Source organism: Brevundimonas sp. Root1423 (genome assembly GCF_001426805.1).
This window is the reverse complement of sequence record NZ_LMFL01000023.1, coordinates 453861-467223: the sequence shown is the minus strand read 5'-3', so window position 1 is coordinate 467223 and position 13363 is coordinate 453861. Positions and strand designations below refer to the sequence as shown.

The following is a 13363-nucleotide window of genomic DNA, read 5'->3' as shown; positions in this document are numbered from 1 at the left end:
CCGCAAGATCGGTCGAGCGCATTTCCATCCCGCGCGCCAAACGGGGGTCGCCACAGGGACGAGGAAGATGACCGCGCTCGATCACTATCATGCACGGATGCAGAGGGTGCTGGATCATATCGACCAGCATCTGGACAGCGATCTGGATCTGGAGACGGTGAGCAGCGTCGCGGCGTTTTCCAAATTCCATTTCCACCGGCAGTTCAAGGCGACGTTCGGCGTATCCCTTCACCGCTATGTCCAGCTGGCCCGCATGCGTCAGGCGTCGCACCAGCTGGCCGACGGCGAGGGGCCAAGCGTCACTGACATCGCCCTGTCCGCCGGATACGAGACGCCGGACGCCTTCGCGCGCGCCTTTCGCCAAAGGTTCGGGCAATCGCCGTCGGGCTTCCGGAAATCTCCCGACTGGGAGCCGTGGCTTCAGGCCTTCGGGCCGCTCAACAGAGCGCGGAGCAAGCTCATGCAGACCACCTTCACCCCCGATCAGGTCACCATCCGCGACGTGGCGCCGACCCGTGTCGCCATGTTCGAACACCGCGGCGATCCCGAGACCATGGATGGGACCATCCAGCGTTTCATCGCCTGGCGACGGTCCGCCGGGCTTTCGCCCAAGACAAATCCGACGTTCAACATCTGGTATACCGAGCGTCGTCCCGCCGATCCCGCTGATTACCATATGGACCTGTGCGTCGGCGTCGACGCCGATCAGGCTATCGAGCCCGAAGGCGGGAGCGTCCGGGCCGGCGAAATTCCCGGAGGGCGGTGTGCGGTGCTGCGAGTGACTGGCGACACCCATAATCTGGAGCCCGCGGCCCTGTATCTCTACCGCGACTGGCTGCCGACAAGCGGCGAGGAGATGCGCGACTTTCCGATCTACTGCCAGCGCTTCTTCCTGGACGAACCGGAGCAGGGCGCGGCGGCGGAGCTGTTCCTGCCGTTGAAGTAGTCGCCCAACGGAAAAGCCCCCGCCGCTTGCGCGACGGGGGCTGACTCTTCCGAAGGTCGCCGGGGGTCATGAAGGCCCCGGCGTCCGGGGCTTACTGGCCCGGGTTCGCCGTCGACGGCGAGGTGTTCGGCGTGTTGGCGGTGGTCGCGCCGCCGTCGGCGTTGCCGGCTTGCTGCTCGATCATGTCGGCTTTTTCGTTCAGGGCCGTTTCAGCGGCTTCGGTCGGAGCAGCAGCAGCTTGCTCTTCCAGGGCGTCGGCCTGGACTTCAGCGGTCTTGTCGGCCTGGCTCTCGCAGGCGGCGACGCCGGCCAGAGCGAAGATGGCGGCGGAGGCGATGATCAGTTTACGCATGAGGATATCCTTCCAGAGTGGAACCTCGATAACTCTGCCGCGACGCTTCGGTTCACGGTCGCGTGAGAAAAAAGTGTTGGAACGTCAATTTTTCTCGGCGAAGGCAACCCGGGCGGCCCCCAGAAGGGCGGCGTGCTTGTGCAGGATCACGTTTGTCGGGATCGCGGCCATGTAATCCTGGAACCGGCCCTTTCGCTCGAACCGCTCGCGGAAGGGGCTGGCCTTGAGGAAGGGCAGGATGCGCGGGGCGATGCCGCCCGCGATATAGACGCCCCCCCGCGCGCCTGTAGTCAGGGCGATGTCGCCTGCCACGGCCCCGAGGATGGCGCAGAAACGGGCGAGGGTGGCGCCGCAGGGGCTGTTGGGGTTCTCCATCGCCTCGGTGGTGATCTGGGCGGGGTCGTCGATATGGCTTTCCCGGCCGTCGATCTCGGCGAGGGCGCGATGCATGTTCAGCAGGCCCGGGCCGCAGATCAGACGCTCGATCGAGACGCGGTCATAGCGGCGGCGCAGGATGCGCAGGATCTCATCCTCGACGGCGTCGCCGGGGGCGAAGCAGGCGTGGCCGCCCTCGGACGGCATGGCGATTTCGGCGCCGTGGATATCACGGGCCAAGGCCGAGACGCCGAAGCCGGTGCCGGGGCCGAGCACGGCGATGGCGGTGTGGGGCTCGCCTTCCGCCGGACCGCCCAGCGAGGCCAGCATGTCGGCGGGCACAACAGGCGCGCCCCAGGCAAGGGCCTCGAAATCATTGATCAGCCGGACGGGGTTCAGGCCCAGAGTCTGGAGTTCGGTCTCGGACACCCGCCAGGGCGAATTGGTCAGATCGATCTCGCCGTCGATGACCGGTCCGGCCACGGCGATGACGCCGCCGGTGGGCTTTACGGAGCAGCCGTCGAGAAAGGCGCGTACCCCCTCAAGGAAGGTCGGATAGGTCTCCGCCGGGAAGCTGTCGTGATGCTCCAGCACCGGCTTCCCCTCGACCATATGGGCCAGGGCGAAGCGGGCGTTGGTGCCGCCGACGTCGCCGACGAGCAGGGTCTTGTCCCAGGCGATGGTCATCTTGTTTCCCTGACGCTCGCCGCACGGCGGCTTTTTGCTTGAAGGGGTGTCATGCGTCCACCGCGCGGTCGACAACATTGGGATCGGGCGGGGTGTCGACGCGGGACGGGCCGCCGGTCGGCGCGACGAAGCAGACCGAAGCGCCCTCTTCCGCCGTACTGACGATGTGGCGGAAGGCGCCGAACAACTCGCGGCCATAGCCCCAGGACGAGCCGAGGGCATAGGTCTCGGAGCGTTGCGCGGCGGGTCGGGCGGCGAGGTCCGGCACGCCGACCGTGGTGAGGACGCCGGCGTCCGCGTCCAGGCGGATGATGTCCCCGTCGCGGACATGGGCCAGCGGTCCGCCGGCGAGGGCCTCAGGGCTGACGTGAATGGCCGCGGGCGTCTTGCCCGAGGCGCCGGACATGCGGCCGTCGGTGACGAAGGCGACCTTGAAGCCCTTGTCCTGCAGCACGGACAGGGCGGGCGACAGGCTGTGCAGTTCGGGCATGCCGTTGGCCTTGGGCCCCTGGAAGCGAAGGACGACGACGACGTCGCGGTTCAGATGCCCGTCCTTGAAGGCCTGAAGCGCGTCCTCCTGTGTTTCGAAGACGGCGGCGGGGGCCTCGACGATGCGGTTCTCCGGCTTGACGGCCGAGACCTTGATCACGGCCCGGCCGAGATCGCCCTGGACCAGACGCAGACCGCCCTCGGTGTCGAAGGGATTGGAGGCGGGGCGAAGAATGTCCGTGTCCAGACTCTCGGTGACGCCGTCTTTCCAGACCAGTTCGCCGTCGATCATGACGGGCTCCTGGAAATAGTGGTGGATGCCCTCGCCCATGATGGTGGTGACGTCGGAATGGATGTGGCCGGCATGGGCCAGCTCCCGGGTCACGAAGGCGACGCCGCCAGCCGCCTGGAAGGCGTTCACGTCGGCCGAGCCGTTGGGATAGACGCGGGCCAGCAGGGGGGTGACCGACGACAGCTGATCCATGTCGGTCCAGTCGATCAGCACACCCGCCGAGCGCGCCATGGCGACCAGATGGATGGCGTGGTTGGTGGAGCCGCCGGTAGCCAGCAGGGCGACGATCATGTTGACGACGGACTTCTCGGAGATGACGTCGGCCATCCGGCCTTGGCCGGTCCGGGCCAGTTCGACGGCGCGTTTCGCGGCGGCGGCCGTCAGGGCGTCGCGCAGGCCGGTCTCGGGATGGACGAAGGCGGTCGAGGGCAGGTGCAGGCCGCCCAGCTCCATCATCATCTGGTTGGAGTTGGCGGTGCCGTAGAAGGTGCAGGTGCCGGGCGAGTGGTAGCTGCCGATCTCGCTTTCCAGCAGGGTCTGACGGTCGACCTGGTTCTGGGCGTAGAGGGCGCGGACCCGGGCCTTCTCCGCATTCGGAATGCCCGAGGGCATGGGACCGGCGGGGGCGAAGACGACGGGCAGGTGGCCGAAGGCCAGCGAGCCCATGAACAGGCCGGGCACGATCTTGTCGCAGACGCCCAGGGCGACGACGGCGTCGAAAGCGTCGTGGGTCAGGCCGACGCCGGTCGACATGGCGATGACGTCCCGGCTGAACAGCGACAGCTCCATGCCGGGACGCCCCTGGGTGACGCCGTCGCACATGGCGGGGGTGGCCCCGGCGACCTGGGCGGTGGCGTTCACCTCGCGCACGGCGTCGCGGATGATCTGCGGGAAGCGCTCGAACGGCTGATGTGCCGACAGCATGTCGTTGTAGGCGGTGATGACGCCGACATTGGGCTGGGTCCCCGACATGGCGTTCAGCTTGTCCTTCACCGGGGCGCCGGCGAAGGCGTGGGCCCAGTTGGCACAGCTGAGCTTGGCGCGGCCGGCGCCGGAGTCGCGGGCGGCGTCCATGCGGCGGATGTAGTCGGCGCGGGTGGCTTTCGAGCGTTCAACGATGCGTGCGGTGACCTCGGCCACCACGGGGTGCAGGTTGGGCATCACGCTTTCTCCGTCCACAGAACATCGAGCGGGACGTTGGCCGCGATCAGGGCGGCGATGGGCTGGACCCGCTGATCGCCTGCGGCCTCGCGCTCGAACACGGCGCGTTTGGCGGCGCCGGTCAGGGCCAGAACGACGCGGCGGGCCTGCATCAGATACGGCAGGTTGATCGACAGCCGCTCAAGGCTCGGCGCCGCGCCGTCGCGGCCGTGGGGCACGCCCAGCACGGTGGGCGGCAGGGTCGGGGAGAGCAGGGTCTTCAGGGTCGGGCTGTTCGGGAACATCGAGCAGATATGGCCATCCTCCCCCATGCCGAGAAGGACCGCGTCGAGATGTCGTCCCTCATGGGCGAGCGCATGGGCGGCGAGGGCGGCGGCGCGGTCGACGGTGACCTCGGAATGGTAGAGCGGCACGAAGCGGGCGGCGGCGGCCGGGCCGGTCATCAGGGTCTGTTTGATCAGGGCCGCGTTGGACTCGGGCGAGGTCTCGGGGACGTAACGCTCGTCGATCAGGGTGACGGCGACCTTCGACCAGTCGAGATCGGTCTGCGCCATGCGGCGGTAGATGGGGGCCGGGGTCGAGCCGCCGGAGCCGGCGAACATGGCCTTGCCGCTTTCGGCGAGGGCGGCCGACAGGGTGTCGGTCAGGCGGACGGCGCAGGCCTCGGCCCAGCCGGCGCCGTCTGCGAAGGTTTCGATGTCACGCATCGCCGGTGTTCCACTGGCGGCCGGTGCGGGAGAGCAGATATTGCGCCTCCTGCGGGCCCCAGGTTCCGGCGGCGTAGTCCTTCGGCTTGAAGGCCGCGCCTTCCCAGGCGTCAGAGACCTCGTCGACCCATTTCCACGCCTGTTCCGCCTCGTCGCGGCGGACGAACAGGGTGGAGTCGCCGTTCAGGGCGTCGAGCAGCAAACGCTCATAGGCGATGCGGCGGCGGGGCGGTCTGGACTCCTTGTCGTTCTGGCCCCAGGACAGGGACATCTGGATCGGCTGCAGCTGCATGCGCTGGTCCAGACCCGGCTTCTTGTTCATCACCGACAGGGAGATGTCTTCCTCGGGCTGGAGGGCGATGACGAGGCGGTTGGCCTGCACCTGACCGCGGTCGTTGTCGAAGATCGAATGGGGCAGCGGCTTGAACTGGATGACGATCTCGGTGCGCTTTTCGGGCAGGCGTTTGCCCGTGCGCATGAAGAAGGGCACGCCGGCCCAGCGCCAGTTGTCGATGTCGGCGCGGATGGCGACGAAGGTTTCGGTGTCGGAGGCGGCGCCGCGTTCCTCGTCATAGCCTTTCGCCGGTTTGCCCTCGACGGTTCCCGCGACGTACTGGCCGCGGACGGTGACGCGTTCGGCCTCTTCGTGCGTGACCGGACGAAGCGAGCGCAGCACCTTGACCTTCTCGTTGCGGACCGAGTCCGGGTCGAGGTCCGACGGCGGCTCCATGGCCACGAGGCAGAGCAGCTGGAGCATGTGGTTCTGGAGCATGTCGCGCAATGCTCCGTACTCGTCGTAATAGGGCCAACGATCGCCAACCCCGACGGTTTCGCCGACGGTGATCTGGACGTGGTCGATGCTGAGGTTGTTCCACAGCGGCTCGAAAATGGTGTTGCCGAAGCGCAGGGCGATCAGGTTCTGGACCGTCTCCTTGCCGAGATAATGGTCGATGCGGAACACCTGCTGTTCGGAGAAGGCGTCAGCCACGGCGTCGTCGATCTCGCGGAAGGTCTCGAGGTCGCGACCAACCGGTTTTTCCAGCACGACCCGGTCATCGGCCTCGGCCAGTCCGGCGGCGCGCATGGCCGTGACGATGCGGGCGTAGAGCGAGGGAGAGACGGCCAGGAAGCTGGTGCAGGCGCCGTCGCCGACCTTGTCCTTGAGCGGTTTCAGGCTTTCGGCGCTCGTGGCGTCGACGGCGAGGTAGTCGAGGCGGGCCTCCATCCGGCTCCAGGCCTCATCGGACCAGGCGTCGTCGGCCTTCGCCTTGCCCTCGACCGAGGCGCGGACCTTGGCGACGTATTCGTCGCGGCTCTCATCCGAGCGGGCGGCGCCGATGATCTTCAGGCCGTCGGCCAGCAGCCCGTCATGCTCGAGGAAATAGAGCGAGGGCAGAAGCATCCGCATGGCGAGGTCGCCGCCGCCGCCGAACAGCACCAGGGCCGCCATGCGCTCTCCTTCGTTCAGGTCCCGGGCGGACCGTCAGTTTGTCTGGCCGCTTCCGCCCGCTGAGCCAAGACGTCGAGGACGTCCTGAAACACCATGTTACGGGCCCGCAGCAGCACCAGCAGGTGATAGACCAAATCCGCGGCCTCGGATGCGAGTTCCGTATCGGGGCCCGCCGCGCCGGCGAGGGCGGTCTCGACGCCCTCCTCGCCGACTTTCTGGGCGGCGCGTTTGGGGCCTTCGGAGAGCAGGCGGGCGGTCCAGCTTTCAGAGGGGTCGGCGGCGGCGCGGGCGGCGATGGTCGCCTCGAGACGGGCGATGCGGCCGAGACCCGGGGCGTCCTCGTCTCCGAAGCAGCTGATGCGGTTCAGGTGGCAGGCGTTGCCGACGGGGCGGACCTTGAGGACGAGGGCGTCGCCATCGCAGTCGGGTGTGATCGAGACGACATGCAGCCGGTCGCCCGAGATCTCGCCCTTGCGCCAGCGGCCGCCGCGCGAACGGGAGAAGAAGGTCGCTTCCTTCGAGGTGATCGTCTCGTCGAGGGCGGCGCGGTCCATATAGGCGAGCGTCAGGACCTGCAGGGTGGCGGCGTCCTGGACGACGACGGGGATCAGGCCGCCGGACTTGTCGAAATCGAGTGCGGTGGCGTCGATCACAGTCTCATCTCCTGCCCGGCGTCCGACAGGAAGGCCTTGAGGTCGGGAATGGCCAGGCTGCCGGTGTGGAAGACGCTGGCGGCGAGGGCGCCCGAGACGTCGGCCTGTTCGAAGACGTCGAGGAAGTGGGAGGCCGCGCCGGCGCCGCCGGATGCGACCAGCGGAATGGTCAGGCGCTCGCGGGCGGCGGACAGCTGGGCGATGTCGTAGCCGCGGCGGACGCCGTCCTCGTCCATGCAGTTGAGGACGATCTCCCCGGCGCCGAGGGCTTGCGCCTCGACGATCCAGTCGAGGGTGCGGCGGCCGGCGCCTCGGCTGGCGTCCGGGTCGCCGGTGTACTGGTGGACCAGCCAATCGTCGCCGGTGCGTTTCGAGTCGACGCCGACGACGACGCATTGCGAGCCGAAGCGGTCGGCCATTTCGCCGATCAGCGCAGGGCGTTCGAGGGCGGGGGAGTTGATCGACACCTTGTCGGCCCCGTGATCGAGGCAGCGCGCGGCCTGATCGACCGAGCGGATGCCGCCGGCGACGCTGAAGGGGATGTCCAGCAGCCGGGCGATGTCGCGCACCCAGCCGTAGTCGAGGGTGCGGCCCTCGGGGCTGGCGGTGATGTCGTAGAAGACCAGTTCGTCGGCGCCCTGATCGCGATAGCGGGCGGCCAGCTCCGAGGCGTCGCCCATGTCGGTGTGGTCTTTGAAGCGGACGCCCTTGACCACGCGTCCGTCCCTGACGTCGAGACAGGGGATGATGCGGCGGGCGGTCATGCGGTCGCCGCCAGGGCTTCGGCGACGGTGAAGCGGTTCTCGTAGAGAGCACGGCCGACGATGACGCCGTCGCAGCCGGCGGCGCGGGCGGCGGTCAGATCGGAGAGCTGAGACACGCCGCCGGAGGCCTGGACCCTGAGGTCGGGACGGCGGCGGGCGATCTCGCCCAGCAGCTCGATATTGGGACCTGTCAGGGCACCGTCGCGACCGACGTCGGTGACCAGCAGATGACGGGCGAGGCCGGGCGGATAGCGATCCAGCGCCGCCCACAGATCGACCTCGGCGGCTTCGGTCCAACCCTTGAGGGCGGGAATCCAGCGGTCGCCGTCCGCCTTGACGTCGATGGCGAGGGTGACGCGGTCGGCGCCGAACCGGGTCAGCCAGTCGGCGACGGCCCAGGGCTGGGACACGGCCAGAGAACCGACGACGACGCGGGCGACGCCGGCGTCCAGCAGGGCCTGCACGTCGTCGGCGGAGCGGACGCCGCCGCCGGACTGGATGCGGATGTCGATGGCGCCGGCCAGTTCGCCGATCAGGGCGTGCTGCACGGCGCGACCGGCCTCGGCGCCGTCCAGATCGACGATGTGCGCCCAGGCGGCGCCATCCGCAGCGAAGGCGGCGAGGCGCACGGCAGGCTGGTCGTCGTAGCGGGTCACTTCATCGAACTTGCCGTGCATCAGGCGGACGCAGGCGCCCTGACGCAGATCGATGGCGGGGTAGACGATCATGCCGGCATCTCCAGAAAATTCTTCAGGATGCGAGCTCCGGCCGCCGCCGATCGTTCCGGATGAAACTGGCAGCCCCAGCGATTGCCTTGGCGGACGACCGCCGGAACCGGCCCGCCATAGTCAGCCCGGGCCAAGGTCGCGGGACCGTCCGGACAGACGAAGCCATGCACGAAATAGGCGTAGGCCTGGTCCGGTACGCCTTCCAGAAGCGGGTCGTCCCTGATTTGGGACAGGCGCGACCATCCCATGTGCGGGACCGGCAGGCCGGGTCCGGGCGTGAGGGCTGTAACGCGACCCGGGATCAAGCCCAGAAGTTCGGTCCCGCCGCCCTCGTCACTGGTCTCGAACAGCAGCTGCTGCCCGAGGCAGACGCCGAGGAGGGGGCGTTGGAAAACACGGACGGCCTCGACCAGATCAAGGTCTCGGAGGCGGGACATGGCGTATCCGGCTGCCCCGACGCCGGGAAGGATCAGCCGTTCGGCCTGGGCGACCTCGTCCGGGTCGGCCGTCAGCCGCACGGTCGCGCCGAGCCGCTCGAGCGCGAACCGGACCGAGGCGACATTGCCGGCGCCGTAGGCGAGGACGGTGACTTCGGTCACAGCACGCCCTTGGTCGACGGCACGGCGTCGCCCTCGATGCAGATGGCCTGACGCAGGGCGCGACCGAAGGCCTTGTAGACGGCTTCGGTCTTGTGGTGGTCGTCGACGCCGGTGACCGAGACATGGACCGCTGCGCCCATGGCCTCGGCCAGCGAGCGGAAGACGTGGGCGGTCATGTCGGTGCGGTAGTCGCCGATGAAGGGCGTCGAAAAGGCCCCCTCAAACACCGGATAGGGGCGGCCCGACAGGTCGATGGACACCGAGGCGTTGGCCTCGTCCATGGGCAGGGTAAAGCCGTAGCGGGCGATGCCCTTGCGGTCGCCGAGCGCCTGTTTCAGCGCCTGACCGAGGGCGATGGCGGAGTCCTCGATGGTGTGGTGCGGGTCGGTGTGCAGGTCGCCCTCACAGGCGAGCCGCAGCGAGAAGCCGCCGTGGGTCGCGACCTGCTCCAGCATGTGGTCGAAGAAGCCGACGCCGGTGGCGATGGAGACCGGGCCGGTCGCGTCGAGATCGACGGCGCAGACGATGCGGGTTTCCTTCGTGTCGCGGACGGCCTGTCCCGTGCGGTGCGGACGGCTCGATGCGGAGCCGAGACCGAGCGCGGCCAACAGACGATCGTTGACCTGGGCCTTGGCCGACACCGGCAGCCGGATGCGTTCGCCCGCGCGCTCGGAGGCGACGCCCAGCCGGGCGAGGGCGGCGACGACAGCGTCCGGGTCGGCGGGACGCGCCATGATGACGGGGCCGAATCCGGGTTCGACTGCCATCTCGCGGGACAAGGCCTTGATCAGCCGCTCCCGCTCGCTCCGGACGGCGGCGAGACGTTCGCCGCTTTCCATCATCCGCGACGGATCGAGCGCCTGAAGGGCAAGGCGCACCGACACCTCGGGCACGGCCCAGGGTTCGAGCACGGCGGAGAGGCGGGCGAGGGTTCCGGGTTGGCCGAGCGCGGCGCCGACGCGGGCGCCGGCGAGGCCGTAGGCCAGCGACAGGCTGCGCAGGACGATGAGGTTTGCGTGGTCGCCGATGACGGTCGCGGCGGAGGGAGCGTCGGCGAACTCGGCCAGACCCTCGTCGACGACCAGCAGGGCGGGCGCGATGCGTTCGGCCATCTCGGATACCGCTTCCGGCGAGCCGAGGGCGCGCAGGACGACGGCGGCCACGGACGCGTCCGCGGGCGGTGCGGCGTAGAGCGCGCGCAGGGTCCGGTACGGCTCGGCCTCAGGCGCTTCAACGGCCTGACCGTCGCGGGCGGCGAGGCGGAAGACCAATTCGAGGCCGTGGGTCAGACCGCGGACGGGCAGGACGCTGTCGGCGGGGACGCCATAGACCTCGGCCATGCGGGCGGCGAGGGCGCGGGGCTCGGCGGGATAGCGGTCGAGGCCGTCGCCGCCGGCGACGAGCGGGGCGAACGGGGCGGGCAGGTTGTTCATTCGCCTGTCCTCAGATCGGCGGCGCGGGCGTGGGCCTCGAGGCCCTCCAGCCGGGCGAGGCGGGCGGCGATGGGGGCCAGTTCTGCAGCCCCAGTTTCAGAGACGCTCTGGACCGACATGGAGGTCATGAAGCTGGCGGTGGACAGGCCGCCCAGGGTGCGGGCGGCGCCGTCGGTGGGCAGGACGTGGCTGGGACCCGCGGCGTAGTCGCCCAGCGTCTCGGCCGCGAAGGCGCCGAGAAAGACCGCGCCGGCGGCGGTGATCTTCGCCACGCGATCATCGGCGTCCTCGGTCTGAAGGGCGAGGTGTTCGGGGGCATAGGCGTTGGCGACGGCGCAGGCGGTGTCGAGGTCGGCAACGCGGATGGCGCGGCCCTCGGCCAGCGAGGCGCGGGCGATGTCGGCGCGCGGCAGGGAGGGCAGTTGTTCCTCCACCTCGGCCAGGATCTCGTCGATCATCCGCTCGCTGTCGCAGACCAGCATGACCTGGGCGTCGGCGTCGTGCTCCGCCTGGCTGAGCAGGTCGGCGGCGGCCAGCACGGGGTCGGCGCGGCGGTCGGCGATGACCAGAAGTTCGGACGGGCCCGCGGGCATGTCGACGGCGGGGCCGCCGGGGCGGGCGGCGGCCTGTTTCTTCGCCTCGGCCACCCATGCGTTGCCCGGGCCGAACAGCTTGTCGCAGGGTTCGATGACGCCGTCGTCCAGCTCGGCGCCGAAGGTCAGGGCGGCGACGGCCTGGGCACCGCCGATCAGCCAGAGGGCGTCGAGGCCGGCTTCGGCGGCGGCGTAGATCATGGCGGGGTGAGGTTCGCCCGACTTCGATGGCGGGGTGACGACGACGCGGCGCCCGACGCCCGCGACGGCGGCGGGAATGGCCATCATCAGCAGGGAGGAGAACAGGGGCGCCGAGCCTCCGGGCACGTACAGGCCCGCCGATCGCAGCGGCCGCCAGACCAGACGCGAGCGGACGCCGGGGGTGATCTCGACCCAGTCGGAGTCCTCGGGACGGGTGGCCTCGTGGAAGATGCGGACGTTCTCGGCGGCGATGCGGATGGAGCGGGTGTCGGCGGGACGCAACTGGTCGCGGGCGGAGGCGACCACGTCGGATGTCAGGACGATGCGGCGGGGCGGGGCGCCGTCCAGTTTGACGCTCCAGTCGGTCACGGCCTGGCCGCCGCGCGCAGCCACGTCCTCGAGGATTTCGCGGACTGTATCAGTGACGCGGGCCTCGGTGCGCCGGCGCGGGCGGGCGAGGGCGGCGGCGCGGCCGGCGGCGTCCAGCGTGTTCCAGTCGAAACGCTTCATTACATCATCTTCTCGATGGGCAGGACGAGGATGGCCGAGGCGCCAGCGGCCTTGAGCCGTTCGAGGGTCTCCCAGAAGACGGCCTCCTGACAGACGGCGTGGACGGCGACGGCGTCGTCGCGGCCCGACAGGGGCATGACGGTCGGGGCGCCGGCGCCGGGCAGGATGGCGGTGATCTCGGCCAGCGCGGAGCGGGGCGCGTTCAGCATCACGTATTTGGCGCCCTGCGAGGAAACGACGCCGGCCATGCGCTCGATGATGCTGTCCAGCAGGTGCTGCAGGCCGGGCTCGGGCGCGACGGGCGACTTGATCAGCACCGCCTGGCTTTCGAGAACGGTCTCCTTCGCGCCGAGGCCGTTGGCTTCGAGCGTCGCCCCCGTCGAGACGAGGTCGCAGATGGCCGAGGCCAGTTTCAGGCGCGGGGCCACCTCGACGGCGCCGCGCATGGTGACGATGTCGGCCTGGACGCCCTGCGCATCGAGAAACCGGCGCAGAATCTTCGGATAGGAGGTGGCGATGCGCAGGCCGGCCAGCGACGACGGACCGTCGTAGGCCAGGGTGGGCGGCGTCGCGATCTTCAGCGTGCAGCGGCCGAAGCCGAGCGGCATCAGGACTTCGGCCACGGGGCCGCCGTTGCGCACCTCTTCCAGCACGTTCTCGCCGACGATGCCGAGGTCGCAGACGCCGTCGGCGACGAAGGTCGGGATGTCGTCATCACGCACGCGCAGCAGGTCGATGGGATAGTTTTCGACCCGGTACAGCAGGTCGTTGTTCCCCTTCACCACGCGCAGGCCGGCGTCGCGGACGAGGTCGAGGCTGCGGTCGGACAGGCGGCCGGATTTCTGCACGGCGATGCGCAGCCGGCCCTGGACGGTACTCATGTTTTTCTACTCAGGATTTGATGCGGTCGAGGACGAGGCGATAGCCTTGGTGCGGCATCTCTTTGAGGAACCGCGCAACGCGCACGACTGTGGTGGGGCTGGCGTCCGCCTCGACGGCGATCTCGCGATAGGATTTGCCGCCGGCATCGAGGAGACGGGCGACCGCCCAGCGCTCTGCGAAGGCGCGCAGTTCGGACGGCGTGCAGAGATCGGCGAGGAAGGCGTCGAGCTCCTCGCGCGACTGCAGCGAAAGCAGCGCGTCATAGAGGGCGATGCGATCCTTCGCGGCTTTGGCTAGCGCCTTGCTGGAGGGTTTGTCGGTCATTGACCGTTCCACTAGGCTGTAACATTGGAACAGTCAAGCGGATCACGCAGGGGAGGCGGCGTCCTCGTCTGACGGGGCTTCGGACTCCTGCGACCCGAGCTGGTCGATGAGGCGGGCGCGGTGTTTGGCGCCGGCGGCGCGGGCGGAGGCGGCCTGCCATTTCAGCGTTTCCGCCGCGGTATCCAAATCCTCTTCGGAGAAGGAGGGGGACTCGGGA

At 69.3% G+C, this 13363-nt stretch carries 15 protein-coding genes; 1 reads left to right on the top strand and 14 read right to left on the bottom strand.

Features of this window, described 5'->3' with window-relative positions:
• The first annotated feature begins 67 nt into the window (after window positions 1-67).
• Entirely contained in the window at window positions 68-946 is an 879-nt protein-coding gene (locus tag ASD25_RS15585) for a GyrI-like domain-containing protein (protein ID WP_056618560.1), read from the top strand.
• Window positions 947-1037: 91 nt separating this feature from the next.
• Here ASD25_RS15585 and ASD25_RS15580 read toward each other — a convergent pair whose 3' ends face one another.
• The 14 genes from ASD25_RS15580 to ASD25_RS15515 all read right to left on the bottom strand — a co-directional run bounded on the left by ASD25_RS15580 (window position 1038) and on the right by ASD25_RS15515 (window position 13332).
• Window positions 1038-1298 carry a hypothetical protein gene (locus ASD25_RS15580; protein ID WP_055827584.1) on the bottom strand — a complete coding sequence of 87 codons (261 nt, stop codon included), beginning with the start codon at window positions 1296-1298 and terminating at the stop codon, window positions 1038-1040.
• Between the two features lie 84 nt (window positions 1299-1382).
• Window positions 1383-2360, bottom strand: a complete 978-nt coding sequence (glk, locus tag ASD25_RS15575) for a glucokinase (protein WP_056618557.1) — start codon at window positions 2358-2360, stop codon at window positions 1383-1385.
• Window positions 2361-2409: 49 nt separating this feature from the next.
• Window positions 2410-4302, bottom strand: a complete 1893-nt coding sequence (gene edd / locus ASD25_RS15570) for a phosphogluconate dehydratase (RefSeq protein WP_056618554.1) — start codon at window positions 4300-4302, stop codon at window positions 2410-2412.
• Window positions 4302-5009: a 6-phosphogluconolactonase gene (pgl, locus tag ASD25_RS15565; RefSeq protein ID WP_056618551.1), complete on the bottom strand. Its 708-nt coding sequence runs from the start codon at window positions 5007-5009 to the stop codon at window positions 4302-4304. Before pgl ends, edd begins: the two co-directional genes overlap by 1 nt.
• Window positions 5002-6459: a glucose-6-phosphate dehydrogenase gene (gene zwf / locus ASD25_RS15560; protein WP_056618548.1), complete on the bottom strand. Its 1458-nt coding sequence runs from the start codon at window positions 6457-6459 to the stop codon at window positions 5002-5004. The genes pgl and zwf overlap by 8 nt, the downstream gene beginning before the upstream one ends.
• A gap of 14 nt (window positions 6460-6473) precedes the next feature.
• A complete protein-coding gene (gene hisIE, locus ASD25_RS15555; RefSeq protein ID WP_056618545.1) occupies window positions 6474-7112 on the bottom strand; it encodes a bifunctional phosphoribosyl-AMP cyclohydrolase/phosphoribosyl-ATP diphosphatase HisIE in 639 nt (212 codons plus the stop codon).
• Window positions 7109-7876, bottom strand: a complete 768-nt coding sequence (gene hisF / locus ASD25_RS15550; protein ID WP_056618542.1) for an imidazole glycerol phosphate synthase subunit HisF — start codon at window positions 7874-7876, stop codon at window positions 7109-7111. Before hisF ends, hisIE begins: the two co-directional genes overlap by 4 nt.
• Entirely contained in the window at window positions 7873-8604 is a 732-nt protein-coding gene (gene hisA, locus ASD25_RS15545) for a 1-(5-phosphoribosyl)-5-[(5-phosphoribosylamino)methylideneamino]imidazole-4-carboxamide isomerase (RefSeq protein ID WP_056618539.1), read from the bottom strand. Before hisA ends, hisF begins: the two co-directional genes overlap by 4 nt.
• Window positions 8601-9203, bottom strand: a complete 603-nt coding sequence (gene hisH, locus ASD25_RS15540; RefSeq protein ID WP_056618536.1) for an imidazole glycerol phosphate synthase subunit HisH — start codon at window positions 9201-9203, stop codon at window positions 8601-8603. Before hisH ends, hisA begins: the two co-directional genes overlap by 4 nt.
• Window positions 9200-10636: an imidazoleglycerol-phosphate dehydratase HisB gene (hisB, locus tag ASD25_RS15535; RefSeq protein WP_056618533.1), complete on the bottom strand. Its 1437-nt coding sequence runs from the start codon at window positions 10634-10636 to the stop codon at window positions 9200-9202. Before hisB ends, hisH begins: the two co-directional genes overlap by 4 nt.
• Complete coding sequence (gene hisD, locus ASD25_RS15530; protein ID WP_056618530.1) at window positions 10633-11940, bottom strand: histidinol dehydrogenase; 1308 nt, start codon at window positions 11938-11940, stop codon at window positions 10633-10635. The genes hisB and hisD overlap by 4 nt, the downstream gene beginning before the upstream one ends.
• Window positions 11940-12821, bottom strand: a complete 882-nt coding sequence (gene hisG, locus ASD25_RS15525; protein ID WP_056618526.1) for an ATP phosphoribosyltransferase — start codon at window positions 12819-12821, stop codon at window positions 11940-11942. Before hisG ends, hisD begins: the two co-directional genes overlap by 1 nt.
• Window positions 12822-12831: 10 nt before the next feature.
• On the bottom strand, window positions 12832-13146 hold the full coding sequence (locus ASD25_RS15520) for a YerC/YecD family TrpR-related protein (protein WP_056618523.1): 315 nt from the start codon (window positions 13144-13146) through the stop codon (window positions 12832-12834).
• A 42-nt stretch (window positions 13147-13188) separates the two neighbouring features.
• Window positions 13189-13332 carry a hypothetical protein gene (locus ASD25_RS15515; RefSeq protein WP_156389337.1) on the bottom strand — a complete coding sequence of 48 codons (144 nt, stop codon included), beginning with the start codon at window positions 13330-13332 and terminating at the stop codon, window positions 13189-13191.
• Window positions 13333-13363 lie beyond the last annotated feature (31 nt).

What these genes read in the sequence shown, in the direction of transcription:
- ASD25_RS15585 (WP_056618560.1), top strand. Translation starts at nt 68, where the DNA reads ATGACCGCGCTCGATCACTATCATGCACGGATGCAGAGGGTGCTGGAT.
- ASD25_RS15580 (WP_055827584.1), bottom strand. Translation starts at nt 1,298, where the DNA reads ATGCGTAAACTGATCATCGCCTCCGCCGCCATCTTCGCTCTGGCCGGC.
- hisA (WP_056618539.1), bottom strand. Translation starts at nt 8,604, where the DNA reads ATGATCGTCTACCCCGCCATCGATCTGCGTCAGGGCGCCTGCGTCCGC.
- glk (WP_056618557.1), bottom strand. Translation starts at nt 2,360, where the DNA reads ATGACCATCGCCTGGGACAAGACCCTGCTCGTCGGCGACGTCGGCGGC.
- hisF (WP_056618542.1), bottom strand. Translation starts at nt 7,876, where the DNA reads ATGACCGCCCGCCGCATCATCCCCTGTCTCGACGTCAGGGACGGACGC.
- hisG (WP_056618526.1), bottom strand. Translation starts at nt 12,821, where the DNA reads ATGAGTACCGTCCAGGGCCGGCTGCGCATCGCCGTGCAGAAATCCGGC.
- pgl (WP_056618551.1), bottom strand. Translation starts at nt 5,009, where the DNA reads ATGCGTGACATCGAAACCTTCGCAGACGGCGCCGGCTGGGCCGAGGCC.
- edd (WP_056618554.1), bottom strand. Translation starts at nt 4,302, where the DNA reads ATGCCCAACCTGCACCCCGTGGTGGCCGAGGTCACCGCACGCATCGTT.
- hisB (WP_056618533.1), bottom strand. Translation starts at nt 10,636, where the DNA reads ATGAACAACCTGCCCGCCCCGTTCGCCCCGCTCGTCGCCGGCGGCGAC.
- zwf (WP_056618548.1), bottom strand. Translation starts at nt 6,459, where the DNA reads ATGGCGGCCCTGGTGCTGTTCGGCGGCGGCGGCGACCTCGCCATGCGG.
- ASD25_RS15520 (WP_056618523.1), bottom strand. Translation starts at nt 13,146, where the DNA reads ATGACCGACAAACCCTCCAGCAAGGCGCTAGCCAAAGCCGCGAAGGAT.
- hisD (WP_056618530.1), bottom strand. Translation starts at nt 11,940, where the DNA reads ATGAAGCGTTTCGACTGGAACACGCTGGACGCCGCCGGCCGCGCCGCC.